21 protein-coding genes are annotated in these 24,757 nt (G+C 69.6%); 13 read left to right on the top strand and 8 right to left on the bottom strand.

What is annotated here, in order from left to right; translation table 11 throughout:
* Nucleotides 1-27 precede the first annotated feature (27 nt).
* From pyrF to KF796_00975, 3 genes are all read left to right on the top strand, one after another.
* Nucleotides 28-852: an orotidine-5'-phosphate decarboxylase gene (pyrF, locus tag KF796_00985; protein MBX3585188.1), complete on the top strand. Its 825-nt coding sequence runs from the start codon at nucleotides 28-30 to the stop codon at nucleotides 850-852.
* A 126-nt stretch (nucleotides 853-978) separates the two neighbouring features.
* A complete protein-coding gene (locus tag KF796_00980) occupies nucleotides 979-2,781 on the top strand; it encodes a DUF1800 domain-containing protein (GenBank protein MBX3585187.1) in 1,803 nt (600 codons plus the stop codon).
* Between the two features lie 10 nt (nucleotides 2,782-2,791).
* Nucleotides 2,792-4,228, top strand: a complete 1,437-nt coding sequence (locus tag KF796_00975; GenBank protein MBX3585186.1) for a DUF1501 domain-containing protein — start codon at nucleotides 2,792-2,794, stop codon at nucleotides 4,226-4,228.
* Here the strand turns inward: KF796_00975 and KF796_00970 are convergent.
* From KF796_00970 to uvrA, 3 genes are all read right to left on the bottom strand, one after another.
* Nucleotides 4,206-5,117, bottom strand: coding sequence for an EamA family transporter (locus tag KF796_00970; protein MBX3585185.1), 912 nt, complete (start codon nucleotides 5,115-5,117; stop codon nucleotides 4,206-4,208). The genes KF796_00975 and KF796_00970 overlap by 23 nt on opposite strands.
* 17 nt (nucleotides 5,118-5,134) lie before the next feature.
* Nucleotides 5,135-5,575 (bottom strand): acyl-CoA thioesterase, encoded by a 441-nt coding sequence (locus KF796_00965; protein MBX3585184.1) that lies wholly within the window; start codon nucleotides 5,573-5,575, stop codon nucleotides 5,135-5,137.
* A gap of 74 nt (nucleotides 5,576-5,649) precedes the next feature.
* Nucleotides 5,650-8,748: an excinuclease ABC subunit UvrA gene (gene uvrA, locus KF796_00960; protein ID MBX3585183.1), complete on the bottom strand. Its 3,099-nt coding sequence runs from the start codon at nucleotides 8,746-8,748 to the stop codon at nucleotides 5,650-5,652.
* 126 nt (nucleotides 8,749-8,874) lie between these two features.
* On the opposite strand from uvrA, the gene KF796_00955 reads away from it, so the two are divergent.
* Nucleotides 8,875-10,050 carry an MFS transporter gene (locus KF796_00955; protein ID MBX3585182.1) on the top strand — a complete coding sequence of 392 codons (1,176 nt, stop codon included), beginning with the start codon at nucleotides 8,875-8,877 and terminating at the stop codon, nucleotides 10,048-10,050.
* A 15-nt stretch (nucleotides 10,051-10,065) separates the two neighbouring features.
* Here the strand turns inward: KF796_00955 and KF796_00950 are convergent, their stop codons facing one another.
* Nucleotides 10,066-11,583 carry a chloride channel protein gene (locus tag KF796_00950; protein ID MBX3585181.1) on the bottom strand — a complete coding sequence of 506 codons (1,518 nt, stop codon included), beginning with the start codon at nucleotides 11,581-11,583 and terminating at the stop codon, nucleotides 10,066-10,068.
* 117 nt (nucleotides 11,584-11,700) lie between these two features.
* On the opposite strand from KF796_00950, the gene ssb reads away from it, so the two are divergent.
* Both ssb and KF796_00940 read left to right on the top strand, forming a co-directional pair.
* The gene (gene ssb, locus KF796_00945; protein ID MBX3585180.1) at nucleotides 11,701-12,192 is read left to right on the top strand and encodes a single-stranded DNA-binding protein; all 492 of its coding nucleotides are present in this window, start codon (nucleotides 11,701-11,703) and stop codon (nucleotides 12,190-12,192) included.
* A gap of 84 nt (nucleotides 12,193-12,276) precedes the next feature.
* A complete protein-coding gene (locus KF796_00940; protein MBX3585179.1) occupies nucleotides 12,277-13,266 on the top strand; it encodes an LLM class flavin-dependent oxidoreductase in 990 nt (329 codons plus the stop codon).
* Between the two features lie 124 nt (nucleotides 13,267-13,390).
* Here the strand turns inward: KF796_00940 and ligD are convergent, their stop codons facing one another.
* From ligD to mnmA, 3 genes are all read right to left on the bottom strand, one after another.
* Entirely contained in the window at nucleotides 13,391-15,868 is a 2,478-nt protein-coding gene (gene ligD / locus KF796_00935; GenBank protein MBX3585178.1) for a DNA ligase D, read from the bottom strand.
* 26 nt (nucleotides 15,869-15,894) lie between these two features.
* A complete protein-coding gene (locus KF796_00930) occupies nucleotides 15,895-16,815 on the bottom strand; it encodes a Ku protein (GenBank protein ID MBX3585177.1) in 921 nt (306 codons plus the stop codon).
* 101 nt (nucleotides 16,816-16,916) lie between these two features.
* On the bottom strand, nucleotides 16,917-18,035 hold the full coding sequence (gene mnmA, locus KF796_00925; protein MBX3585176.1) for a tRNA 2-thiouridine(34) synthase MnmA: 1,119 nt from the start codon (nucleotides 18,033-18,035) through the stop codon (nucleotides 16,917-16,919).
* 12 nt (nucleotides 18,036-18,047) lie between these two features.
* Here mnmA and KF796_00920 point away from each other — a divergent pair, with 12 nt between their 5' ends.
* On the top strand, nucleotides 18,048-19,466 hold the full coding sequence (locus KF796_00920; protein MBX3585175.1) for a hypothetical protein: 1,419 nt from the start codon (nucleotides 18,048-18,050) through the stop codon (nucleotides 19,464-19,466).
* Between the two features lie 8 nt (nucleotides 19,467-19,474).
* On the opposite strand, the gene KF796_00915 is transcribed toward KF796_00920, so the two are convergent.
* Nucleotides 19,475-19,954, bottom strand: a complete 480-nt coding sequence (locus tag KF796_00915) for an NUDIX hydrolase (GenBank protein ID MBX3585174.1) — start codon at nucleotides 19,952-19,954, stop codon at nucleotides 19,475-19,477.
* Nucleotides 19,955-20,030: 76 nt separating this feature from the next.
* On the opposite strand from KF796_00915, the gene KF796_00910 reads away from it, so the two are divergent.
* From KF796_00910 to KF796_00885, 6 genes are all read left to right on the top strand, one after another.
* Nucleotides 20,031-20,864: a MotA/TolQ/ExbB proton channel family protein gene (locus KF796_00910; protein MBX3585173.1), complete on the top strand. Its 834-nt coding sequence runs from the start codon at nucleotides 20,031-20,033 to the stop codon at nucleotides 20,862-20,864.
* 22 nt (nucleotides 20,865-20,886) lie between these two features.
* Nucleotides 20,887-21,312, top strand: coding sequence for a biopolymer transporter ExbD (locus KF796_00905; protein ID MBX3585172.1), 426 nt, complete (start codon nucleotides 20,887-20,889; stop codon nucleotides 21,310-21,312).
* Nucleotides 21,313-21,314: 2 nt separating this feature from the next.
* Nucleotides 21,315-21,737 carry a biopolymer transporter ExbD gene (locus KF796_00900; GenBank protein MBX3585171.1) on the top strand — a complete coding sequence of 141 codons (423 nt, stop codon included), beginning with the start codon at nucleotides 21,315-21,317 and terminating at the stop codon, nucleotides 21,735-21,737.
* A 122-nt stretch (nucleotides 21,738-21,859) separates the two neighbouring features.
* The gene (locus KF796_00895; protein MBX3585170.1) at nucleotides 21,860-22,987 is read left to right on the top strand and encodes a Re/Si-specific NAD(P)(+) transhydrogenase subunit alpha; all 1,128 of its coding nucleotides are present in this window, start codon (nucleotides 21,860-21,862) and stop codon (nucleotides 22,985-22,987) included.
* 15 nt (nucleotides 22,988-23,002) lie between these two features.
* A complete protein-coding gene (locus KF796_00890; GenBank protein MBX3585169.1) occupies nucleotides 23,003-23,323 on the top strand; it encodes an NAD(P) transhydrogenase subunit alpha in 321 nt (106 codons plus the stop codon).
* Nucleotides 23,320-24,756 carry an NAD(P)(+) transhydrogenase (Re/Si-specific) subunit beta gene (locus tag KF796_00885; protein MBX3585168.1) on the top strand — a complete coding sequence of 479 codons (1,437 nt, stop codon included), beginning with the start codon at nucleotides 23,320-23,322 and terminating at the stop codon, nucleotides 24,754-24,756. The genes KF796_00890 and KF796_00885 overlap by 4 nt, the downstream gene beginning before the upstream one ends.
* Nucleotide 24,757 lies beyond the last annotated feature (1 nt).

Raw genomic sequence — 24,757 nt, 5'->3', positions numbered from 1 at the left:
TGTGGCGCCAACCGTAAAATCCTGCCCATGACCTTCATTGACATGCTGCGTGGGGCCGAAAACCAGAATGGCTCCATGCTCTGCGTGGGGCTGGACCCCGAACCCACGCGCTTCCCGGGAAAACTCAAGGGCGACGCCAACAAGATCTACGACTTTTGCGCGCGCATCGTCGACGCCACGGCCGACCTGGTCATCGCCTTCAAGCCCCAGATTGCCTACTTTGCCGCGCACCGCGCCGAGGGCCAGCTCGAGCGGCTCATGGAGCACATGCGCCGCGTGGCGCCGCAGGTGCCCATCATTCTGGATGCCAAGCGCGGCGACATCGGCTCCACGGCCGAGCAGTACGCCATGGAGGCCTTTGAGCGCTATGGCGCCGACGCCGTCACGCTCTCGCCCTTCATGGGCTTTGACTCGGTGCAGCCCTACCTCAAGTTCGAGGGCAAGGGCGCGTTCCTGTTGTGCCGCACCTCCAACCCCGGTGGCGACGACCTGCAGAACCAGCGGCTTTCTTCCATCGACGGGGCGCCGCTGTTGTATGAACATGTAGCGCGGCTCGCGCAGGGCCCGTGGAACCTCAATGGCCAGCTGGGCCTGGTGGTGGGCGCCACCTACCCGGCCGAAATCGAACGCGTGCGCGTGGTCGCGCCCACGTTGCCGCTGCTGATCCCCGGCGTGGGCGCGCAGGGTGGGGACGCGGTCGCCACGGTGCGCGCGGGCTGGCGGCCCGATGCACCGATTGTGGTGAACTCGTCACGGTCCATCATCTACGCGTCGCAGGGCGATGACTTTGCCGAAGCCGCGCGCCGCGAGGCCCTGCGCACACGCGACGTGCTGGCCGCCGCCCGGCCCTGACAGTTGGTAACCGCTCTCACACGGCACAGCGCAAAAGACACGGAGTGAATTGAGGCGCGGCCCTAGGCTCGGGGCACTACAACAGCGCTGGGGCGTCGCATGAGTCTTGAGGAGCAGGCATCCACGATGCCCATGGTGGCCGAGGCCACCCGGTTTGATTCCCCATCGCATCCCGCGGCACCGCCGCCGCCTTCATCGGCCCCCGCTGGCGCCTCGCTGGCCCTGCTGTCCGCGGCCACGCTGGCCGCCTGTGGTGGCGGTGGGGGCGGCGGCACGGGCACGCCGGCCGCATCGCCCGGCGTGCCCGGTATTCCCGTGGCGATTGACGACTCGGCCTACGCCTACAAAACCGCCACCAGCCGCGAGCAGGCCGCGCGCTTTCTGCTGCAGGCGCAACTGTCGGCGTCCGACGCCGAACTGGCGGGCCTGACGGGCCGCAGCTACGCCAGCTGGCTGGGCGAGCAGATGGCCGCTGCGCCGTCGCAGACCGGCTGGGACTGGCTCGAGAGCCAGGGCTATGGCGACGCCAGCACCTCGCAGAACTACTACGACCAGAGCTACCCAGGCGACTACATGATCTGGAACCAGCTCATGACCACCTCCGAGCCGGTGCGCAAGCGGATGGCGCTGGCGCTGTCGGAGTTCTTCGTGGTGTCGCACACGGGGCTGGACTTTCGCTGGCGCAGCCACGCGCTGGCCGCCTGGTGGGATTTGCTGGCGGCCCATGCGTTTGGCAACTTCCGCAGCCTGCTGGAGGCCGTCACGCTCAACGTGGCCATGGGCTACTACCTCAACACCCGTGGCAACCAGAAGGAAAACACCGCCACCGGGCGCCAGCCCGACGAGAACTATGCGCGCGAGGTGATGCAGCTCATGAGCATCGGCCTGTACCAGCTGAACCCCGACGGCACCGAGAAGCGCGACGCCCAAGGCAACAAGCTTGAAACCTATGTGCAGGCCGACGTCACCAACCTGGCCCGCGTGTTCACCGGTTACGACGTGGACACCAGCCAGAACGTGCCGGTCAGCGCCAATGGCCGCACCATCACCAGCCAGGCCTTCGCGCGGCTGCCCATGGTGCTCACCGCGAGCCGCCACTCCACGCTGGCCGCCACCTTCCTGGGCACCACCGTGCCCGCGGGCACCGACGGCAAGGCCGCGCTGAAAACGGCGCTGGACACGCTGTTCAACCACCCCAACGTGGGCCCGTTCTTTGGCCGGCAGATGATCCAGCGGCTGGTCACCAGCAACCCCTCGCCGGCCTATGTGGGCCGCGTGGCCGCGGCCTTCAACAACAACGGCACGGGGGTACGCGGTGACCTTGCCGCGGTGTGGGCGGCCATTTTGCTGGACGACGAGGCGCGCGGGCCGCAGGGGCTCACGGCGGCCACGCATGGCAAGCTGCGCGAGCCCATGCTGCGCTACGTGCAATGGGGCCGCACGTTTGGCCTGGCTTCGGCCAGCGGCACCTGGAAGATCGGTGACCTCAGCAACCCCGCTACCCAGCTGGGGCAAAGCCCGTTGCGCGCGGCCTCGGTCTTCAACTTCTTCCGGCCCGGCTACGTGCCGCCGGGCACGGCGCTGGCCGGCAGCGAGCAAGTGGCGCCCGAGTTCCAGATCGTCAATGAAAGCAGCGTGGGCGGCTACCTCAACTACCTGCAGGGGCTGCTGCGCAACGGCCCGAGCACCGACCTGACCGTGGCCTACAGCGCCGAGCTGGCGCTGGCCACCGATGCCGCGGCGCTGGTGAGCCGGCTCAACCTGCTGCTGTGCGCAGGCCAGCTGTCGGCCGCCACGCAGGCGCTGATCGTGACCGCCCTCAATGCCACGGCCCTCACGGCCAGCAGCAGCGAGGCCAACAAACGCAACCGCATCGGCGCGGCGGTGCTGCTGGTGATGGCCAGCGCCGAATACCTGATCCAGAAATAAGAGGCCCGCCATGCACCTGATCCATCCCCAGGCCTTTCACTCGCGCCGGGCCTTTCTGCGGCGCTCGGGCCAGCTCGCGCTGGCCGGCGGTGCGCTGCCGCTGGCGCTGAACCTGGCCGCCATGGGCGAGGCCGCGGCCTTTGACGCGACCGACTACAAGGCCCTGGTCTGCGTCTTCCTGTTCGGCGGCAACGACTATGCCAACACCGTGGTGACCTATGACGAGGCCAGCCACGCCCGCTACAGCGCCATCCGCGGCGGCATTGCGCTGCCGCGCGCCGACCTGGCCGCAACCCTGCTCGCGCCGGGCACGCCGCTGCCGGGGGCGCGCCAATATGCGCTGCACCCGTCCATGGGCGGCCTGGCGGGGCTGTTCAACAGCGGCCAGGCGGCGGTGCAGCTCAACGTGGGGCCGCTGGTGGTGCCGCTCACGCGGGCCCAGTACCAAAGCGGTGACCGGCGCAGCTTTCCGCTGCCGCCCAAGCTGTTCTCGCACAACGACCAGCAGTCGGTGTGGCAGTCATCCTCGCCCGAAGGGGCCACGGTCGGCTGGGGCGGGCACCTAGGCGACCTCGCGCTGTCGGGCAACGGCAATGCGCTGTTCACCTGCATCTCGGTCAGCGGCAATGCGGTGTTCCTGTCCGGGGACACGGCGCTGCAATACCAGGTGAGCAGCGGCGGCGCGGTGGGCATCAACGGCGTCAAGAGCAATGTCTATGGCTCTGCAGCCGTGCGGGCGGCGCTGGGCCAGCTCATCCAGCAGCCCCGCACCCAGGTGCTGGAGAACGAATACAACCGCGTCACCGCGCGCACCATCGGGGCCGAGAGCCAGATCACCGGCGCGCTGGGCGCCGCCACGCTGGCCACGCCGTTTCCGGCGGGCAATTCGCTGGCCAGCCAGTTGCAGACCGTGGCCCGGCTGATCGGCGGGCGCAGCGCGCTGGGCGCCAGGCGGCAGGTATTTTTTGTCTCGCTCGGCGGCTTTGACCTGCATGACAACCTGCTGGCCCAGCAACCGGTGCTGATGGACCGGCTCAGCAGCGCCATGACCGCGTTCTACAACGCCACGGTGGAGCTGGGTGTGGCCAACCAGGTCACGGCCTTCACGGCCTCGGACTTTGGCCGCACGCTGAGCTCCAATGGCGACGGTTCCGACCATGGCTGGGGCAGCCACCACCTGGTGGTGGGCGGCGCGGTGCGCGGCGGCGCCTTCTACGGCATGGCACCGCCGGTGAGCGTGACCAGCACGGCCGCGGCCGAGGACCAGTGGCATGTGGGCCAGGGCCGCCTTCTGCCCAGCACCTCGGTGGACCAGTACGCGGCCACGCTGGCGCGCTGGTTCGGCGTGGCCGATGCCGAGCTGGCCGGCGTGCTGCCCAACCTGCGCAACTTTGGCGCGGCCGCGGGGCGGCCTGATTACCCCACTAACCTGGGCTTTTTGGGTTGAGGCGCGCCAGCAGCCGCGGCCCCAGCATCACGCAGGCCAGCGCGGCCACCACCAGCGCAATGCCGGCCCACTGCCAGGACGTGATGGTTTCGCCCAGCACGCCCATGCCGGCCGCCAGCCCCACCACGGGCACGCCCAGGCTGAACGGTGCCACGCGGTTGGCCGGGTGGCGCTTGAGCAGGCCGGTCCACATGGCGTAGGCCCAGATGGTGGCGACCCAGCCCAGGTAGGCCACGGCCAGCCAGCTGCTCAGCGGTGCGGCCAGCCACTGCCAGCGCGTGGCCGGCGCGTCAAAAGCCAGTGTGAACAGCGTGAACGGCACGATGGGCACCAGGCTGCTCCAGACCACGAAGCCCAGCGCGTCAAAGCCGCTGCTGGCCTGCTGCGCCTTGCGCGCCACGATGTTGGAGGCGGCCCACATGGCGGCCGCGCACAGGTTGAGCACGAGGCCCCAGAACGTGGTGGCCGTGCCGCTGCCGGGCGCGAGGTAGTTCATGGCAAAGCAGGCCAGCCCCAGCGCGGCCAGCAGCAGGCCCGCCTGCAGCGTGCGGTTGGCACGCTCATGGAGCAGCACAAAGCCGAACACGGCCGTGAAGAACACCTGGGTCTGCATCAGCACCGAGGCCAGCGCGGCCGTCATGCCGACCTTGAGCGCGCTGAACAGAAAGCCGAACTGCCCCACGCCCTGGCACAGGCCATACAGCAGCAGCCACTTCCAGTGCAGGCGTGGCGCCCTGACCAGCAGCACCAGCGGCAGCACGGCAAAGATGTAGCGCGCCGTGCCCAGCTGAAAGGGCGTGAAGTCGCGCAACGCGAACTTCATCGCCACGAAGTTCAGGCCCCAGATCACCACCACGGCCAGCGCGGCGGCGTAGTCGCGGCCGCCCAGCTGCGACGCGCCCTGCGTCACTGCGAGGCGCGCGAGGCGTCCAGCTGGGCCCGGGCGCGGTTGGCCAGCGCCACCTCGCCGGGTGTCTCGGGCGACCAGCTGTCCACGGGCATGGGCTGGCCGTGGGTGTCCACCGAGACGAAGACGATCAGGCATTCCGTCGTCTTCTCGAAATGGCCGCCCTTCATGTCGCCGCTGCGCACCTCCACCGCAATGTTCATGCTGGTGGTGCCGGTGTAGGCCAGCCGGGCCTCCACTTCCACCAGGTCGCCGATCATGATGGGGCGCAGGAAGCGGATGCCGCCCACGTAGACCGTCACGCAATAGCGCTTGGCCCAGCTGGTGGCGCAGGCGTAGCCGGCCTCGTCAATCCACTTCATGACGGTGCCGCCATGGACCTTGCCGCCAAAGTTGACGGTGCTGGGCTCGGCCAGGAAACGCAGGGTGATGGATGACATGGGAAAACTCCTGTTTTGCTATTAATTACATAGCAGATAGTGGCCGACTGGCAAGGACTCCAGCCTCATCTGATTCATAAAAGGCGCTGCAGGTAGCGCCCGGTGTGGCTGGCCTCGTTGGCCGCGATGTCCTCGGGCGTGCCCTGGCCCACCACGGTGCCGCCACCGGCGCCGCCTTCGGGGCCCATGTCGATCACCCAGTCGGCGGTCTTGATCACGTCCAGGTTGTGCTCGATCACCACGATGGTGTTGCCCGCGTCGCGCAGCTGGTGCAGCACCTTGAGCAGCAGGTCGATGTCGGCAAAGTGCAGGCCGGTGGTGGGCTCGTCCAGGATGTACAGCGTGCGGCCGGTGTCGCGCTTGCTCAACTCCAGCGCCAGCTTGACGCGCTGCGCCTCACCGCCCGACAGCGTGGTGGCGGCCTGGCCCAGCTTGATGTAGCTCAGCCCCACATCCAGCAGGGTGTGCAGCTTGCGCGCGATGGTGGGCACGGCCTGCAGGAAGGCGTAGGCGTCTTCCACCGTCATGTCCAGCAGCTGGGCGATGTTCTTGCCCTTCCACTGCACCTCCAGGGTTTCGCGGTTGTAGCGCTGGCCGTGGCAGACGTCGCAGGGCACGTACACGTCGGGCAGGAAGTGCATCTCCACCTTGACCATGCCGTCACCCTGGCAGGCCTCGCAGCGGCCACCGGCCACGTTGAAGCTGAAGCGCCCCGGGCCGTAGCCGCGTTCCTTGGCCATCGATGTTTCCGCCATCAGCTCGCGGATCGGCGTGAACAGGCCGGTGTAGGTGGCCGGGTTGCTGCGCGGGGTGCGGCCAATGGGCGACTGGTCGACGTTGATGACCTTGTCGAAGTGCTCGATGCCTTCAATGGCTTCGTGCGCCGCCGGCTCTTCGTGCGCGCGGTACAGCGTGCGCGCGACGGCGGCGTACAGCGTGTCATTGACCAGGGTGGACTTGCCCGAGCCCGAAACGCCGGCCACGCAGGTCAGCAGCCCCACGGGAAAAGCCACGCTCACGTTCTTGAGGTTGTTGCCGGTGGCGCCCAGGATGCGGATTTCCTGCAGCGGGCCCTGCGTGGCCAGGTGCTGGGCCTCGCGCGCGGCGCGGCGCACCGCGGCCTCGCTGGGCGGAAAGCGAGAGGGCTTGCTGCGCGCCTCGGCGGGCGCCGCGCCCACCACCGGCAGCCAGGCCGTGCGGCGCTTGGGCACGGCAATGGTTCTGGCGCCTGACAGGTACTGCCCCGTGAGCGAGGCGGCCGTGGCCTTGACTTCCTCAAACGTGCCCTGGGCCATCACGCGGCCGCCGTGGATGCCCGCGCCCGGGCCCATGTCGATCACGTGGTCGGCGGCGCGGATCATGTCCTCGTCGTGCTCGACCACGATCACGCTGTTGCCGATGTCGCGCAGGTGCCGCAGCGTGCCGATCAGACGGTCGTTGTCGCGCTGGTGCAGGCCGATGCTGGGCTCGTCCAGCACGTACATGACGCCGGTCAGGCCCGAGCCGATCTGGCTGGCCAGGCGGATGCGCTGGGCCTCGCCGCCACTGAGCGTCTCGGCGCTGCGGTCCAGGCTCAGGTAGTTCAGGCCCACGTCGTTGAGGAACTTCAGGCGCAGGCCGATCTCACGCACCACCTTGTCGGCGATCTCGGCCTTGGCGCCGTGCAGCTTCAGGTCGCTGAAATAGGCAAAGCTCTCGCGCAGCGTGGCGTGGCTGATCTCGAAGATGGCGCGGGCCTGCTCGCCTTCGCCCACCTTGACGTGGCGGGCCTCGCGCTTGAGCCGCGTGCCGCCGCAGTCGTTGCAGGGCTGCAGGCTGCGGTAGCGCGCGAGTTCCTCGCGCACCGCCACCGAGTCGGTCTCGCGGTAGCGCCGCTCCATGTTGGGGATGATCCCTTCGAACGGGTGCTTCTTGCTGAGCTTCTTGCCCGCGAAGTTGCCCGAGTCCATGGTGTAGCTGAAGCGGATCTCCTCCTCGCCCGAGCCGTGCAGCACCACCTGCTGCACCTCGGGCGGCAGCGATTCAAACGGCGCGTCGACGCTGAACTTGTAGTGTTTGGCCAGGCTCTCGATCACGCTGAAGTAATAGCCGTTGCGCCGGTCCCAGCCCTTGATGGCGCCACTGGCCAGCGACAGCGTGGGGAAGGCCACGACCCGCGCCGGGTCAAAGAACTCGCGATGGCCCAGGCCGTCACAGGTCGGGCAGGCGCCCACCGGTGAATTGAACGAGAACAGCCGCGGCTCGAGCTCGCTGATGGAGTAGTTGCACACCGGACAGGCGAATTTGGCGTTGAACAAGTGCTCCACGCCGCTGTCCATCTCCAGCGCAATGGCGCGGCTGTCGGCCAGGCGCAGCGCGGCTTCAAAGCTTTCGGCCAGGCGCTGCTGCATGTCCGGGCGGACCTTGAGCCGGTCAATCACCACGTCAATGTTGTGCTTCTCGGTCTTCTTGAGCTTGGGCAGTTCGTCAAATTCATACGATTCGCCGTTCACCCGGAACCGCACATAGCCCTGGGCCTGCATCTGCGAGAACACGTCGAGGAACTCGCCCTTGCGGTCGCGCGCCACGGGCGCGAGGATCATCAGTTTGGTGTCTTCGGGCAGGGCCAGCACGGCATCCACCATCTGGCTCACCGTCTGGGCCTGCAGCGCCAGGCCGTGGTCGGGGCAGTAGGGCGTGCCGGCGCGGGCAAACAGCAGGCGCAGGTAGTCGTGGATCTCGGTGACCGTGCCCACGGTGGAGCGCGGGTTGTGGCTGGTGGCCTTCTGCTCGATGGAAATCGCGGGGCTCAGGCCCTCGATCACGTCCACGTCGGGCTTGTCCATCAGCTGCAGGAACTGCCGCGCGTAGGCGCTCAGGCTTTCCACATAGCGGCGCTGGCCCTCGGCATACAGCGTGTCGAACGCGAGCGACGACTTGCCCGAGCCCGACAGCCCCGTGATCACCACCAGCTGGTTGCGCGGGATGTCCAGGTCGACATTCTTGAGGTTGTGCGTGCGCGCTCCGCGGATGCTGATCCGCTGCTGCTGCAGGGAGGCCGCGAGGTATTTGCCGTCAGTCGATGAATTCAAGGTGGAACGCGCCCGGAAAAACCCACCATGATAGACCGGCAAGCCTTCCGCTGCACTGGCCCGGCCCGGGAGATACGGGACAATCAGGCCCTGTACTGACATATTCCCGGCCTTTCAAGGCTTTTCCCGGCCCCGCCGGCACTGCTGACCCCGACCTGCCCGCCGCGCATGCGCACGCCCGACGCCCTCACGCCTTCCCCCCTGTCCGCTGCCCCTGCGGCTTCCGGCATGACCCCGCTGGAGCGCCGCGCCAGCGGCTGGCTGGCGGCGATCTTTGCGCTGCGCATGCTCGGGCTGTTTCTGGTGTTGCCGGTGTTTGCGCTGGAGGCGGCGCGCTACCGTGGCGGTGATGACCCGGCCCGCGTCGGGCTGGCCATGGGCATTTACGGGCTGACGCAGGCCTTGCTGCAGATTCCCTTTGGCCTGGCCTCCGACCGGCTGGGCCGCAAACCGGTGATCGTGGCGGGCCTGCTGGTCTTTGCGGCGGGCAGCTTTCTGGCGGCCTGGGCCGACAGCCTGGCCGGACTGACCCTGGGCCGCGCGCTGCAGGGGGCTGGCGCGGTGTCGGCCGCCGTCACGGCCCTGCTGGCCGACCAGACCCGCGACGCCGTGCGCACCAAGGCCATGGCGATGGTGGGCGCGAGCATCGGGCTGATGTTCGCGTTGTCGCTGCTGCTGGCGCCCTGGCTGGCGGCACGCATCGGGCTGGCCGGGCTGTTCGGCCTGACCGGCCTGCTGGCCCTGGCGGGCGTGGCCGCGACGCTGTGGCTGGTGCCTGCCGAAGGCACCCGGGCCGGCGGTGCACCGGCCATGAGGCTGCGCCAGGCACTGACCCAGGCGGGGCTGTGGCGGCTGGACCTGGGGGTGTTCGCGCTGCACGCGGTCCAAATGGCCATGTGGGTGGTGGTGCCCGCGCTGCTGGTGCAGGCCGGGCTGCCCAAGGCCGCGCACTGGGAGGTCTACCTGCCCGCGGTGCTGGCTTCATTTGGGGTCATGGGCGCTGTGCTGTTCCCGCTGGAGCGGCGCGGCCACCTGCGCGCGGTGCTGCTGGCGGCGATGGCGCTGGTGGGGCTGGTGCAGGCCGGTTTGGGGCTCGTGGTGGCCAGCGGCCAGGCCCACCTGCCGGTGCTGGCCGGGCTGTTGCTGCTGTTTTTCTGTGCCTTCAATGTGCTGGAGGCCAGCCTGCCCAGCCTGGTGTCGCGCCTGGCACCGGCGGCGGCGCGCGGCGCGGCGCTGGGGGTCTACAACACCGCCCAGTCCCTGGGCCTGTTCGCGGGCGGGCTGGGGGGCGGGCTGCTGCTCAAGGCCGCCGGGGGCGACCTGCTGTTCATGGTCTCGGCGGGCCTGTGTGCCGCCTGGCTGGGCCTGGCCTGGCGCCAGCCGGTGGTGCCGCCGGCGCCCTGAACCCGGCGCCGCGCCTCAAAGCGGGGGCAGGCGGCGCCCGTCAGGCGGCGGGGTTGCGTCGCCGGCGTCGGGCGCGGCGTCGTGGGGCGAGGTGTCGTCGGGGGCCGCGTCGGCCGGGGCCGGCCCGGACGAGCCGGCGTCGGATGGCGCGGCGCCGGACGGAACAGAGTCATCGGTGTCCGGTGCAGCGGCGGCCGGGGGCGGTGGGGCGGGGCGGGGCGGGGGCACCACCAGCGCCACCATGTGCTCGGCCAGCGTGGTGTACAGCGGCCGGCTGATCATGCGCGAGAGCAGGCTGGCCAGCATGGCCGAGGCCATCAGGCTGAGCACCATCACATGGCCGTCGACCATTTCCATCACGATGATGAACGAGGTCAGCGGGGCCTGGGTCACGGCGGCCAGAAAGCTGGCCATGCCCATGGCGATCAGCGGGGCCGAGAGGTCACCGCCGCCGGTCAGCGCCGCCACGTTGTGGCCCACGCCCGCGCCGATGGACAGCGAGGGTGCAAAGATGCCGCCTGGCACGCCGCACCAGGCGGTCAGCCAGGTGGCCATGAACTTGAGCGTGACGTAGAACTCGGGCACATCGGCCTGGCCTTCGAGCATGTGGCGCACCGCCGCCGAGCCCGCGCCAAAGGTGGCGCCGCCGGTCACGATCCCGATCACCGCAATGGCCAGGCCGCCGGCTGCGGCAAACCGCACCGGAAAGCGTGCCCGCCAGTGGTTGAAGCGGTCGGGCATGCCCGTGAGCGAGGCCGCCATCAGGCGCGAGAACAGCCCGCCCAGCAGGCCGCAGGTCACGGCCACCATCAGGCCGGGCATCAGGGCCTCCCAGCTCAGCCGGGGCACTCGGATCACGCCAAAATAAGTCAGGTTGCCGAAGGTCGACACGGCCATCAGGCCGCCCAGCACGATGGCCGCGATGATCAGGCCGCTGCTGCGCGACTCCAGCTTGCGCGACAGCTCCTCGATGGCAAACACCACCCCCGCCAGCGGCGCGTTGAAGGCAGCCGCCAGGCCGGCGGCGCCACCGGCCACCAGCAGCGCATGGCGGCTGATGCCCGAACCCGGCCCGAGCCAGCGCTGGGCATGCTGCATGATGCCGGCCGCCACCTGCACCGACGGGCCTTCACGGCCAATGGACAGGCCCGCCAGCAGGCCGGCCGACGACAGGCCGATCTTGCCCAGCGTGAGCTTGAGGGAGACGAAGCGGCTGGTCTGGGCCGGCGGCAGGGCCGGGTCCAGCGCGGCCATGACCTGGGGGATGCCCGAGCCCGAGGTGCCCGGAAAGTGGCGGCGGGTCAGCCAGACGATGCCGGCGGTCCAGGCCGGGATCCAGACCAGCACCAGCCAGCGGTTGATGCCGTTGACATGCTCGAACCACTCGAACGTGCGCTCGCTGAGCAGCGTGAAGCCGACCACGCAGAGGCCGGCAACGATGGCGTAGGCAAGAACGATGGCCCGGTCCAGCCAGACACGGCCATTGGACAACTCGGCCTGCACGTTCTGGAGGAAATCCGGTTCACGATTCATGGCAGGAGGTCCATTGTGGCACGTGCGTGCGCCCGGCTGGCGCGCCGGCCGCCTTGCGGCACAATGTCAGACCGCGCGCAGCAGCGCCCCTTTTCATTGATCCAAGGCAGGCACACCATGGCATCCGTCAACAAAGTCATCCTCGTCGGCAACTGTGGCCGCGACCCTGAAATCCGCTACCTGCCCTCGGGCGCTGCCGTGGCCAACGTGACGCTGGCCACCTCGAGCCGGCGCAAGGACAAGAACTCCGGCGAGACCATTGAAGACACCCAGTGGCACCGCATCACCTTCTACGACCGCCTGGCCGAGATCGCCGGCGAGTACGTCAAGAAGGGCCGCCCCATCTATGTCGAGGGCCGGCTCAAGTACGGCAAGTACACGGGCCAGGACGGCATCGAGAAGAACACCGTGGACATCATCGCCACCGAGCTGCAACTGCTGGGCGGGCGTGAAGGCATGGGCGGCCCGTCGGGCGGTGGTGACGAAGACGGCGGCGGCGCACCGCGCCGCGCCGCGCCGCCGCCGCGCGCTCCGGCCCCCGCGCCGCGCCAGGCGCCGGCCAAGTCGTCGTCCGGCTTTGACGACATGGACGACGATATTCCGTTCTGAAGCCGGCATGGGCGTCCCGGCCTGGCGGCCGGGGCAATGCCCCCAGAGGCCGCACTGCGGGGCTGATCGCGCGATGATCGGCCCATGGTTCCCTTCTCCATCCTTGATCTCTCCCCGATCTGCGAAGGCAGCGACGCCGCGCAGTCGTTCCGCAATTCGCTGGCGCTGGCCCAGCACGCCGAAAAACTGGGCTACACGCGCTACTGGCTGGCCGAGCACCACGGCATGCCCGGCATTGCCAGCGCGGCCACCTCCACGCTGCTGGCCTACATTGGCGCGGGCACATCCAGCATCCGCATCGGCGCCGGCGGCGTCATGCTGCCCAACCACTCGCCACTGGTGATTGCCGAGCAGTTCGGCACGCTCGAATCGCTCTACCCTGGCCGCATCGACCTGGGCCTGGGCCGCGCGCCCGGCTCGGACCCGCGCACCGCCCAGGCGCTGCGGCGCAACCTGGACAGCGACGCCGACCAGTTCCCGCAGGACGTGCTCGAGCTGATGGACTTCATGAGCCCCGAGCCGCGCCAGGCTGTGCGCGCCGTGCCAGGCCGCGGGCTGCAGGTGCCCGTGTGGATCCTGGGCTCCAGCACCTTTGGCGCCCAGCTGGCGGCGCACCTGGGCCTGCCCTATGCGTTTGCCTCGCACTTTGCGCCGCAGCAGCTGATGCAGGCCATCCAGATCTACCGCGAGACCTTCCGGCCCTCGGCGCAGTTGCAAAAGCCCTATGTGATGCTGGGCTTCAACGTGTTCGCGGCTGACACTGACGCGCAGGCCGAGTACCTGGCCAGCTCGTGGCAGCAGGCCTTCGTCAACCTGCGCAGCGGCCGGCCGGGCCAGTTGCCGCCGCCGGTGGACGGCTACCGCCAGCGCGTGGGGCCGGCCGAAAACGCGCTGCTCGACTCGGTGCTGTCGTGCGCCGCCGTGGGCGCGCCCGGGACGGTGCGCGCCGGTGTACAGGCCTTCATTGAGCGCACCGGGGCCGACGAGCTGATGATCGCCTCGTCAATGTTCGACACCGGTGCGCGGCTGCGTTCGTATGAACTGCTGGCTGGCGTGCGCGACGGCCGCCACTGACGCCGTGCGGCGCGCCCTGATTTGCTATTGAATTGCTAGCGCATGGTGGCCGCCAGTTCTGGACTCCAGCCCGATTTGCCTTGAAACCCGTGGCGGATGGGCTGTCACGGGGCTGCGGGGGCCATCAAGCCGCCCCAGGCTGGAAACCCAGCTGTTTCATGGCCGCCGACAGGCCCTTGCGCGCGGCGTGGTAGCCGGCCCAGGGCTGGTTGCCGGTGGCCAGCCGCGGCGCGATGTTGGCCAGCGTCCAGTGGGCGCCGCCGGTCAGCGCGCCCAGTTCGCTCCACGCCACGGGCACCGACACCCCCAGCCCCGCGCGCGCGCGCACCGACCACGCGCTCACGGTGGTGGCGCCAAAGCCGTTGCGCAGGTAGTCCACAAAGATCTTGCCCACGCGGTTGCGCGGCCCGCTCTTTGCCACAAAGCGTTCGGGCAGCGTGGCCGCGAGGTGCTGCACGATGGCCTGTGAAAAGCCCTTGACCGCCTCCCAGCCGTAGTGGCGGCGCAGCGGCACCACCACGTGCAGGCCCTTGCCGCCGCTGGTCTTGAGGAAGGCCGGCAGGCCCAGCTCCTGCAGCGCCACCTGCACCAGCTGGGCGCCTTGCTGCACATGGATCCAGGGCGTGCCCTCGCCGGGATCGAGGTCAAAGGTCATGCGGTCGGGCCGGTCGATGGCCCGGGCCGTGGCGTTCCAGGTGTGCAGCTCCACCACGTTCATCTGCGCGAGCGACTGCAGGGCTTGGGCGCCGGCCACGGCCAGCAGCGGCTCGTGGCCCGGGTCCAGCGAGGGGTCGAGCCGGCGCACGCCCGGCAGTTCGGCATCGTCGGCGTGTTTCTGGAAAAACAGCGGCTGCGTTACCCCGCCCGGGGCGCGCACCAGGGCCACCGGCCGGTCCTTCAGGTGCGGCAGGATCAGCGCCGCGGCGCGCGCGTAATAGTCGGCCAGTTCGCCCTTGGTGGTGCCGCTGGCGGGGTCGATCACGCGGCCCGGATGGGTGAGCACCGGGCCCTTGCGGGCCCGGGTGGCGGCCGCCAGGCGTTGGGGCGCCAGCGGCTGCTCGCGCACGATGGCCTGCGGCTTCTTGTCCTCGCGCAGGCCGCGGAACACGGCCTGGCGGATGCGGCCGCTGCGCGTCCATTCCCCAAAGGACACCTCGGCCAGCAACTCGGGGCGGACCCAGTGCACCGGGCCCAGGCCGCGCGTGGGGGGCAGGGCGCTGCGCGGCGCGTGCAGCGACGTGAGCTGCTTTTCCAGCGTGACCAGCTGGCGGTCGGTGAAACCGCTGCCCACGTTGCCGGCGTAGCGCAGCTGGCCGGCGCGGTCGTGCACGGCCAGCAGCAGCGCCCCCAGGCCTTCGCGCGTGCCTTGGGGGTCGGTGTAGCCGACCACCACGAACTCCTGGCGCTGCGTGCACTTGAGCTTGATCCAGTCGGCCGAGCGCTGCGACACGTAGGGTGCGTCGCGCCGCTTGCCGATCACGCCCTCCAGGCCCAGCCGGCAGGCCGCGGCCAGCAGGTCGTGGGGCGGCACGTCGAACGATTCGCTGAAACGCACCTGCGCCGGCGTCTGGCCGATGAACAGGCCCTTGAGCAGGGTGCGCCGCTCGTCCAGCGGCACGGCGCGCAGGTCATGGCCAGCGTAGTACGGCAGGTCGAACAGGTAGTAGACGATGTGCTCGCGCCGGTTGCCTTCAAACGCCGCCTGCAGCGCCTGGAAGTCGGGCGCGTCATTGGCGCCGGGCACCACGATCTCGCCGTCCAGCCAGCCCGAGCGCAGCGGCAGTTGCGTCACGGCGCGGGCCAGTTCGGGCAGGCGCTGGGTCCAGTCGTGGCCGTTGCGGGTGAACAGCTTCACCTTGCCGGCGTCCACGCGCGCGAGCAGGCGGTAGCCGTCGAGCTTGGCTTCGTAGAGCCAGTCCTGCGCCCCGTCCGGCGGCGCCGCGGCCAGGGTGGCCAGCTGCGGTGCCAGCGCCACGGGCAGGCGGGCCGCGCGGGCTTCGGCCGGCAGCACGGCCGAGGCGCCCTTCCTCTTGCCGTGCGGACGCGCAGGCGCGGCCCGCAGGACGCTGGCCGGCCGGGCGCGGGTGATGTCGTAGCCGTCGGTGCGGGCGGCCGCGTCGGCTTCCTTGATCAGCAGCCACGCCGGTTGGCTGTCGGTCTCCTTGCCCCGCATGCGCACCAGGGTCCAGTGGCCGTGCAGCTTCTCGCCGCGCAGCTCGAACTTGAGCTTGCCCGCGCGCCAGGCTTTGCGCGGGTCTCCGTGCGGCACCCAGGTGCCGCGGTCCCACACGATGACGTCCCCGCCGCCGTACTGGCCCTTGGGGATGCTGCCTTCAAAGTCGCCATAGGCCAGCGGATGGTCCTCGACCTGCACCGCCATGCGCTTGTCGGCGGGGTCCAGGCTGGGGCCCTTGGGCACGGCCCAGCTCTTGAGCGTGCCGTCCAGTTCGAGCCGCAGGTCGTAGTGCAGGTGGCTGGCCCAGTGCTTCTGGATGACGTAGGTCAGTTTGCCCCCGGCCCCGGGGCCGCTGGCGGCGGGTTCGGGCGTGAGGGCAAAGTTGCGTTTGTCACGGTAGGGCTGGAGCTTGTCTCGCTGGGCCATGGCTTGGAAAAGGGGGCTGGCGGCGCTCAGGTGCCGGTCTTGCGGCGTGCCGGCGTGGCTTTGCGGGCGGCGGCTTTGCGTGTGGTTTTGCGCGCTGTCTTGCGCGGCGGTGCCGGTTGGGCCGCACCCTTGCCGTCCCCCTTGCGCAGGCTGCGCTGCAGCAGCTCGGTCAGGTCGATGATCTGGGCGCCGCCGGCGCCCGGTGGTTCCTGGGGCTCTATGGGGGTCACCGTTTCGGTCTCGCCGGCCTTGACCTTGCGCTTGACCAGGGCCATGACCTCGTCGCGAAACAGGTCGCGGAAGCTCTCGGGCTTCCATTCGCCGCTCATGTCTTCCACCAGCTGCGCCGCCATCTTGAGCTCACGCTCGCTCAGCCCGGCTGATTTGGCGCTTTGGGGGGGCAGGTTCAGGCCCTCCATGGGCCGGATCTCGTCGCCCCAGCGCAGCAGGTTGAGCACCAGGCCGTCGCCCGATGGCACCAGCGCGGCCAGGTGTTCGCGGGTCTGGATCACCACCCGCGCAATGCCGATGCGCCCGGTCTTGCGCAGGGTTTCGCGCAGCAGCGCGTAGACCTTGGCGCCCTTGTTGATGGGCGCCACATAGTAGGGCCGCTCCAGGTACAGGAAGGGCAGCTCGGGCGCGGCAATGAAGGTTTCGATCGAGATGGTCTGCGTGGCCCGGGGGTAGGCGGCGCTGATCTCCTCGTTGCTCAGCACCACGTACTGGCCGTCTTCGTACTCCAGGCCCTTGACGATGTTGGCGCTGGCGACTTCCTTGCCGGTTTTCTTGTTGATGCGCTTGTAGCCCACCGGGTCCATGCTGCGCTTGTCCAGCCAGTCGAAGTCGAGCCCGCCGGCGACCGTGGCGGGGTGCAGGGCAACGGGAATGTGCACCAGCCCGAAGCTGATGGCACCTTTCCACAGGACTCGCGAGGCAGAACTGGCCATGGGCAAGGGGAAACGTAGACAGGGTCTGTCACGTTAGCCCCGGGCTACCGAGGCCCGAGTAGGACAACACAGCGTCCGGCTGTGCGTGGCGCCTGATTTGTTCAGGCCCTGGCGGCAATCACGCCGCCGCCCAGGCAGACGTCGCCTTGGTACAGCACGGCCGACTGGCCCGGGGTGACCGCCCATTGCGGGTCGGCAAAGTCCAGGTGAAAGGCCCCGTTGGCGCCCGGCGCGAGCGTGCAGGGCGCGTCGGCCTGGCGGTAGCGTGTCTTGGCGGCGTAGGGGCCGGCGGCTGGCGGCGCGCCGGTCCAGCTGGCGTCGTCGGCGTCCAGCGCCAGTGACTGCAGCCAGGGGTGGTCGTGGCCCTGCACCACCCACAGCGTGTTGGCCTCCATGTCCTTGCGCGCCACGAACCAGGGTGCGTGCTCGCCGCCGCCGCGCCGGGCGCCCCGGGCCTTGATGCCGCCAATGCCCAGGCCCTGGCGCTGCCCCAGCGTGTAGAAGCTCAGCCCCTGGTGCTGGCCGATCACGCGGCCGCGCTCGTCCTTGACGGGCCCCGGCTCCTTGCGGATGTAGCGGTTGAGGAACTCGCGGAACGGCCGCTCGCCAATGAAGCAGATGCCGGTGGAGTCCTTCTTCTTCGCGTTGGGCAGGCCGATGGCTTCGGCCAACCGGCGCACCTCGGTCTTGTGCAGTTCACCCACGGGAAACAGCGTTCGTGACAGCTGCGCCTGGTTCAGGCGGTGCAGGAAGTAGCTCTGGTCCTTGGAAGGGTCCAGGCCCTTGAGCAGTTCGTGGCGGCCGGTGGCCGGGTTGTGGCGCACGCGGGCGTAGTGCCCGGTGGCGATCTTTTCCGCGCCCAGGCGCATCGCGTGGTCGAGGAAGGCCTTGAACTTGATCTCGGCATTGCACAGCACGTCGGGGTTGGGCGTGCGTCCGGCCTGGTACTCGCGCAGGAACTCGGCGAACACGCGGTCCTTGTACTCGGCGGCGAAGTTGACGTGCTCGATCTCGATGCCGATCACGTCGGCCACGGCGGCGGCGTCCACGAAGTCGACGTTGGACGAGCAGTACTCGCTGTCGTCATCGTCTTCCCAGTTCTTCATGAAGATGCCGACGACCTCGTAGCCCTGCTGCTTGAGCAGGTGCGCGCTGACCGCGGAGTCCACACCGCCACTCAAACCCACGACAACCCTGGTCTTTGCACTCATTTGTGCGATTATCCCAAGGCCATGCTCCTGCGGCTTCAGCCCCCTTCCTTGCCCCCACAGCGCCGTTCGCCGCAGGCCCTGGTGCTGGTGGGCGTGCTGCATGTGGCCCTGCTGTGGTTCCTGAACCAGCACTGGCCGCTGGAGCAGGCCGTCCGTTATGTGGTGGTGCAGTACGCGCGCCCCATCAGCCCGGCGCAGGATGCCGTGCCCAGCCGCAGCCGCGCCATCACGCCCCCCTCGCTCCAGCTGCGTGCCACCACCGACCTGCCACTGTTTTCCAACACGCCCGAGTCCAGCGTGCCGTTGCACACCACACGCCAGCTGCCACCGGCGACCCCCGCCAGAGCCCGGCGCGAGGGCACCCGCCAGCCGGCGGCCACGCCGCCGCCCGAGTCCCCGCCTGAACCGCCGCCGCCGCCCCCACCCGGGGAGACCCCGGTGGCACCGCCCGAACCGGTGGTGCCCACGCCGGCCCCGGTGCCGGCGCCGGTGGAGGTGCCGCCACCCGTGGCGGCCGCGCCGCAGCCGCCGGCCCCCGTGCCGCCTGCGCCAGCACCTCCAGTGCCAGCCCCAGCGGCACCGGTACCTCCGGCGCCTGTGCCGCCTGCTCCTGTCCCCCCGGCCCCGGTGCCGCCGGCACCCTTGGCACCCTTGCCTGCCCCTGTGCCCGTTCCGGCGCCGGTCCCAGCACGGGTCCCAGCGCCAGCTCCGACCCCGGTACCGGTGCTGGCGCCAGCTCCGACGCCAGCGCCCACTCCGGCGCCCACGCCCGTGGCGGTGCCGGAGCCGGTGGTGGTGCCCGCCCCCGCACCGGTCAGCGCCCCGCCCGCGCCGGCAGCCCCGGTCGAAGCGCCCGCGCCGGTGCCCGCGCCCGCAGCGGCTCCGGTGGCCCCGGCGCCGGCGGCCATCGAACGCCTGCAGGCGCCGGTGGTGGAGGTGCCGGTACCGGCGGGCTCACCCGCGGCCAGCCAGGCAACCCCCGTGCTGGTTCCGCCGTCGTCGGGTCCGGCGGCCTTGTCCGGCGCCGCATCGGGTGCCACACCGGGTGCCTCCTCCGGCTCTGGCAGCCCGGGTGCCCGGCCCGGGGGCTCGGGCCTCATCGGGTTGCCTGGCGGTTTGGGTGGCCTGGGCGGTCTGGGCGGGGCGGGGCGGCCCGCGCCTGGCGCCGCAGGGTCCCGGATGGCCGAGCCGCGTCCCGCGCTGGTCCCCAACCTGCCCACGTTGCCGGGGCCGTACCGGATCCAGCCGCGGCGCAGTCTGGCCGAGATGGCCAACGAGCAGTTGCGCCGCGACAAGCCGCGCGACCCGTTTGCGCAGGAGGTGCGCGAGGCGGGTCTGGAGGACTGTGTCCGCGCGCCGGGCCGCACCGAGACGGTCGGGGGCCTGCTGGCCGCGCCGGTGCTCGCGGCGCGCGCGCTGCAGGGGCGGTGCCCGAAATGAGGGCGCGCTCAGGGCCGGGTCACGCCCGGGTCGGTGTAGACCAGCGACAGCGGGTAGCGCGCGCCGGCCAGGTAGTCTTCCATGCAGCGCAGCAGCAGCGGGCTGCGGTGGCGGTCCGCGCTGGCGCGGATTTCGTCGGGCGTCATCCACAGCGTGCGCACAATGCCTTCGTCAAGGCGGCGGCCGGGCTGCAACTCGCCCAGCTCGCCGCAGAACGCAAAGCGCAGGTAGGTCACGTCTTCGCCGGTGCCCGCGCGCTCGAAGCGCGCGAGGTACACGCCCACCAGGGCCGTGGGCCGGAACAGGTGCGCCGTTTCTTCCAGTGCCTCGCGCGCGCAACCCTGCGCCGGCGATTCGCCCGGATCGAGATGGCCGGCGGCGTTGTTGAGCTTGAGGCCTTCGGCCGTGTGCTCCTCGACCAGCATGAAGCGGCCGTCGCGCTCGATGACCGCGGCGACCGTGACACTGGGTTTCCATCGTTCATTCATCCGCGCATTATGGGAGCCCGGGTGCCGTCCGCGTGCATCACAATGCGCAGTCATTTCACCTAACACCGAGTAGCCCATGATCGCCCGCCTCTCACGTGTCCTGGCCCTTGCGGCCCTGCTCAGCGTTCTGGCCACGGCCCAGGCCCAGACCCAGGCACCCGCAACGCAGGCCGCTTCGACGCCGGTGCTGGCGGCGTCACCCGCGCTCAGCGAGCCCTCGGCGGTCAAGCTGCCCCCCGCCAGCGCGCCCAGCGCCAATCCCTATGGCCTGCGCGCGCTCTGGGCGCAGGGCGACATCGTGGCCCGGGCCACGCTGCTGGTGCTGCTGGTCATGTCCGTGGGGAGCTGGTATGTGCTGCTCACCAAGCTCGTGGCGCAGTCGCGCATGGGCGGCCAGGGTCGCCTGGCGGCGCGCAGCTTCTGGGCTGCCGACACGGTGCGCCAGGGCGCCGACACGCTGGACAAGGCCAGCCCCTACCGTTTCATTGCCGAATCCGCGCTCGAAGCCACCCGCAAGCATGACGGGCTGATTGGTCAGGTGGACCTCAACACCTGGGTCGCGCAGAGCATCGAACGGGCCGTCAACACGGTGCACAGCCGCACCCAGGAGGGCCTGGCCGTGCTGGCCACGGTGGGCTCGACGGCGCCCTTCGTGGGCCTGTTCGGCACGGTCTGGGGCATCTACAACGCGCTGGTGAAGATCGGCGCCTCGGGCCAGGCCAGCATCGACCGGGTGGCCGGCCCGGTGGGCGAGGCCCTGATCATGACCGCCATCGGCCTGGCGGTGGCCGTGCCCGCGGTGCTGGGCTACAACTGGCTGGTGCGGCGCAACAAGGTGGCGATGGACACGGTGCGCGCCTTTGGCTCGGACCTGCACACCGTGCTGCTGGCCGCCAACGCCAAACGCTGAACCTGTCCCGGGAGACCTCGCCATGGCGATCCGATGGAAGACCGAAGCCCGTGAAGACGCGCTGATCGCCGAGATCAACACCACGCCGCTGGTGGATGTGATGCTGGTGCTGCTGATCATCTTCCTGATCACCATTCCGGTGGTCAACAGTTCGGTGGCCGTGAGCCTGCCGCGCGAGCAGAGCCAGGCCGGCGACAGCCGGACCGAGAACGTGATCATCACGGTTGACGCCCAGGGCAACACCTACTGGTTCGACACCCGCCTGCCCGACGCACAGGCCCTGAGCACGCTGCTGGCGCAGGTGGCGCTGATGAGCCCGCAACCCGAGGTGCACATCCGCGGTGACGCGCGCGGCAGCTACGAGCCGATCGGCCGCGTGGTCTACGCCTGCCAGCAGATGGGCATTGCGCGCATCGGCTTCGTGACCGAGCCGCCGGGGGGAGGCTGAGCATGGCGATGAACCTCGGCAACGACCCCGATGCGGAAGTGATGGCCGACATCAACACCACGCCGCTGGTGGACGTGATGCTGGTCTTGCTGGTGATGCTGATCATCACCATCCCGATCCAGCTGCATTCGATCAACATCGAGATGCCCGGCGGACCGCCGCCGCCGCGGCTGGTCCCGCCTGAAGTGGTGCAGGTGGACGTGACGCCGGCGGGACAGGTGTTCTGGAACGGCGAGCCGCTGCCCGACCGCGCCGCCCTGGAGCAGCGCCTGCGGGCCGCGGCCGCGCAGCCCGAGCAGCCGGAAATCCACCTGCGTCCCGACCGGGCCGCGGGCTACGAGGCGGTGGCGGGCGTGCTGGCGGCGTCCCAGCGGCTGGGGCTGGCGAAGATTGGCATCGTGGGGTCCGAGCAGTACGCGCCGTGACCGTGCGAGGGCCATCCCGTGGGCAGCGGTGTCGCAACATGGTCAGGCTGCTCTAATATTCGCGGCAAACTCATGTAAGCTAACGTTCAGCTTTCCATATCAACAAACGAGGAGACACGTCCATGCTGATTGGCGTACCTGCCGAAACCACGGTGGGCGAAACCCGTGTTGCTGTCACTCCCGAGACGGCCAAGAAACTCAAGGCCCAGGGCCACACCTTGCGCATCCAGTCGGGCGCCGGCGTGCCTGCCAGCGCCACCGATGAGGCCTATACCGCCGTGGGGGCCGAGATCACCGACGCCGCCGGCGCGCTGGGTTGCGATCTGGTGCTCAAGGTGCGCAGCCCGTCCGATGCCGAGACCGCGCTGATGAAGCAGGGCGCCGCGCTGGTGGGCATGCTCAACCCGTTTGACGCCGAAGGCCTGCAGCGGCTGGCCGCGGCCGGGCTCACGGCCTTTGCGCTGGAAGCCGCGCCGCGCACCACGCGGGCCCAGAGCATGGACGTGCTGAGCTCGCAGGCCAACATCGCGGGCTACAAGGCCGTGATGATGGCGGCCGACAAGTACCAGCGTTTCTTCCCCATGCTGATGACGGCGGCCGGCACGGTCAAGGCGGCCCGGGTCGTGATCCTGGGCGTGGGCGTGGCGGGCTTGCAGGCCATTGCCACGGCCAAGCGGCTGGGCGCGGTGATCGAGGCCTCCGACGTGCGGCCCAGCGTCAAGGAGCAGGTCGAGTCGCTGGGCGCCAAGTTCATTGACGTGCCCTACGAGACCGACGAGGAGCGCGAGGCCGCCGAGGGTGTGGGCGGCTATGCCAAGCCCATGCCGCCGAGCTGGCTGGAGCGCCAGAAGGCCGAGGTGGCCAAGCGCGTGGCGATGGCCGACATCGTGATTTCCACCGCACTGATCCCCGGCCGCGCCGCGCCGACCCTGATCACCGAGGACATGGTCAGGTCCATGAAGCCGGGCTCGGTGATCGTGGACATTGCCGCGGGCAAGGGCCCGGACGGGGGCGGCAACTGCCCGCTCAGCGAGGCCGACAGGACGGTGGTGAAGCACGGCGTGACCATTGTGGGCGAGACCAACCTGCCGGCCCTGGTGGCCGCCGATGCCTCGTCGCTGTACGCGCGCAACGTGCTCGACTTTCTCAAGCTGATCCTCACCAAGGAGGGCACGCTGCACGTCGACCCCGAGGACGACATCGTCGTGGCCTGCCTGATGGCGCAAAACGGCGAAGTGCGCCGCAAATAAACAGAGGGACACCCCATGGACATCGTTTCCCACACCATCACCAACCTCATCATCTTCGTGCTGGCCATCTACGTGGGCTACCACGTGGTCTGGACCGTCACGCCCGCGCTGCACACGCCCCTGATGGCCGTGACCAATGCGATCTCGGCCATCGTGATCGTGGGCGCCATGCTGGCCGCGGCGCTTACCGAGACCGGGCTGGGCAAGAGCATGGGCATGCTGGCCGTGGCGCTGGCGGCGGTCAACGTCTTTGGCGGCTTCCTGGTCACCCGGCGCATGCTGGAGATGTTCAAGAAGAAGGAAAAGAAGGCAGCGCCCGCGGGAGACCAGGCATGAGCATGAATCTCGTCACGCTGTTGTACCTTGTGGCCTCGGTGTGCTTCATCCAGGCCCTGAAGGGGCTGAGCCATCCCACCACGTCGATCCGCGGCAACCTGTTCGGCATGACCGGCATGGCGATCGCGGCGCTGACCACGGTGGGGCTGATCTACACGCAGGCGGCCGCGCTGCAGAAGAATCCGGTTGAAGGCATTGCCTACGTGCTGGTGGCGCTGCTGGTGGGCGGTGGCGCCGGGGCCATCATGGCCAAGCGCGTCGAAATGACCAAGATGCCCGAGCTCGTGGCCTTCATGCACAGCATGATCGGCCTCGCGGCGGTGTTCATCGCCGTGGCCGCGGTGGCCGAGCCCTGGGCGTTCAGCATTGTCGAAAAGGGCGGCGCCATTCCGGGCGGCAACCGCGTGGAGCTGGCGCTTGGGGCGTTCATCGGCGCGGTGACCTTCACCGGCTCGGTGATCGCCTTCGGCAAGCTCTCGGGCAAGTACAAGTTCCGCCTGTTCCAGGGCACGCCGGTGCAGTTTGCGCACCAGCACAAGCTCAACCTGGCGCTGGGGCTGGCCGCGATCTTCTTCATGTTCGGCTTCTGGCACTCCCAGAGCTGGCTGGACATCGTGCTGGTGATCTCGCTGGGCTTTGTGCTGGGCGTGCTGCTGATCATCCCGATCGGTGGCGCCGACATGCCGGTGGTGGTCTCCATGCTCAACAGCTATTCCGGATGGGCCGCCGCGGGCATCGGCTTCAGCCTGAACAACAGCATGCTGATCATTGCCGGTTCGCTGGTGGGCAGCTCGGGCGCGATCCTGAGCTACATCATGTGCAAGGCCATGAACCGCTCGTTCTTCAATGTGATCCTGGGCGGCTTTGGGGGCGACGCGTCGTCCGCGGCCGCCGGCGCCAAGGAGCAGCGGCCGGTCAAGAGCGGCAGCGCCGATGACGCGGCCTTCGTGCTGGGCAACGCCGAGACCGTGGTGATCGTGCCCGGCTATGGCCTGGCCGTGGCCCGGGCCCAGCACGCGGTCAAGGAGCTGGCGCAGAAGCTCACCGACAAGGGCATCACCGTCAAGTACGCGATCCACCCGGTGGCGGGCCGCATGCCGGGCCACATGAACGTGTTGCTGGCCGAGGCCGAAGTGCCCTACGACCAGGTGTTCGAGATGGAAGACATCAACGGCGAATTCGGCCAGGCCGACGTGGCCATCATCCTGGGCGCCAACGACGTGGTGAACCCCGCCGCCCACACCAAGGGCAGCCCGATCTACGGCATGCCCATCCTGGAGGCCTACAAGGCCAAGACCGTGATCGTGAACAAGCGCTCCATGGCCGCCGGCTACGCAGGCCTGGACAACGAGCTGTTCTACATGGACAAGACCATGATGGTGTTCGGTGACGCCAAGAAGGTGGTCGAGGACATGGGCAAGGCCATCGAATAGG

The organism is Ramlibacter sp. (assembly GCA_019635435.1).
Lineage (GTDB): Bacteria > Pseudomonadota > Gammaproteobacteria > Burkholderiales > Burkholderiaceae_C > JAHBZM01.
Note: the sequence above shows the minus strand (reverse complement) of the source record. Positions and strands in the feature narration are given on the sequence as shown.

Excerpts from the sequence above, each read along its gene's own strand:
- uvrA (MBX3585183.1), bottom strand. The coding sequence starts at position 8,748 with ATGTCAGTACAGGGCCTGATTGTCCCGTATCTCCCGGGCCGGGCCAGT.
- KF796_00965 (MBX3585184.1), bottom strand. The coding sequence starts at position 5,575 with ATGTCATCCATCACCCTGCGTTTCCTGGCCGAGCCCAGCACCGTCAAC.
- KF796_00885 (MBX3585168.1), top strand. The coding sequence starts at position 23,320 with ATGAGCATGAATCTCGTCACGCTGTTGTACCTTGTGGCCTCGGTGTGC.
- KF796_00940 (MBX3585179.1), top strand. The coding sequence starts at position 12,277 with ATGGTTCCCTTCTCCATCCTTGATCTCTCCCCGATCTGCGAAGGCAGC.
- KF796_00900 (MBX3585171.1), top strand. The coding sequence starts at position 21,315 with ATGGCGATGAACCTCGGCAACGACCCCGATGCGGAAGTGATGGCCGAC.
- KF796_00980 (MBX3585187.1), top strand. The coding sequence starts at position 979 with ATGCCCATGGTGGCCGAGGCCACCCGGTTTGATTCCCCATCGCATCCC.
- KF796_00905 (MBX3585172.1), top strand. The coding sequence starts at position 20,887 with ATGGCGATCCGATGGAAGACCGAAGCCCGTGAAGACGCGCTGATCGCC.
- KF796_00950 (MBX3585181.1), bottom strand. The coding sequence starts at position 11,583 with ATGAATCGTGAACCGGATTTCCTCCAGAACGTGCAGGCCGAGTTGTCC.
- KF796_00890 (MBX3585169.1), top strand. The coding sequence starts at position 23,003 with ATGGACATCGTTTCCCACACCATCACCAACCTCATCATCTTCGTGCTG.
- KF796_00955 (MBX3585182.1), top strand. The coding sequence starts at position 8,875 with ATGACCCCGCTGGAGCGCCGCGCCAGCGGCTGGCTGGCGGCGATCTTT.
- KF796_00910 (MBX3585173.1), top strand. The coding sequence starts at position 20,031 with ATGATCGCCCGCCTCTCACGTGTCCTGGCCCTTGCGGCCCTGCTCAGC.
- pyrF (MBX3585188.1), top strand. The coding sequence starts at position 28 with ATGACCTTCATTGACATGCTGCGTGGGGCCGAAAACCAGAATGGCTCC.
- ssb (MBX3585180.1), top strand. The coding sequence starts at position 11,701 with ATGGCATCCGTCAACAAAGTCATCCTCGTCGGCAACTGTGGCCGCGAC.
- KF796_00895 (MBX3585170.1), top strand. The coding sequence starts at position 21,860 with ATGCTGATTGGCGTACCTGCCGAAACCACGGTGGGCGAAACCCGTGTT.
- KF796_00920 (MBX3585175.1), top strand. The coding sequence starts at position 18,048 with ATGCTCCTGCGGCTTCAGCCCCCTTCCTTGCCCCCACAGCGCCGTTCG.
- KF796_00975 (MBX3585186.1), top strand. The coding sequence starts at position 2,792 with ATGCACCTGATCCATCCCCAGGCCTTTCACTCGCGCCGGGCCTTTCTG.
- KF796_00930 (MBX3585177.1), bottom strand. The coding sequence starts at position 16,815 with ATGGCCAGTTCTGCCTCGCGAGTCCTGTGGAAAGGTGCCATCAGCTTC.
- KF796_00915 (MBX3585174.1), bottom strand. The coding sequence starts at position 19,954 with ATGAATGAACGATGGAAACCCAGTGTCACGGTCGCCGCGGTCATCGAG.
- ligD (MBX3585178.1), bottom strand. The coding sequence starts at position 15,868 with ATGGCCCAGCGAGACAAGCTCCAGCCCTACCGTGACAAACGCAACTTT.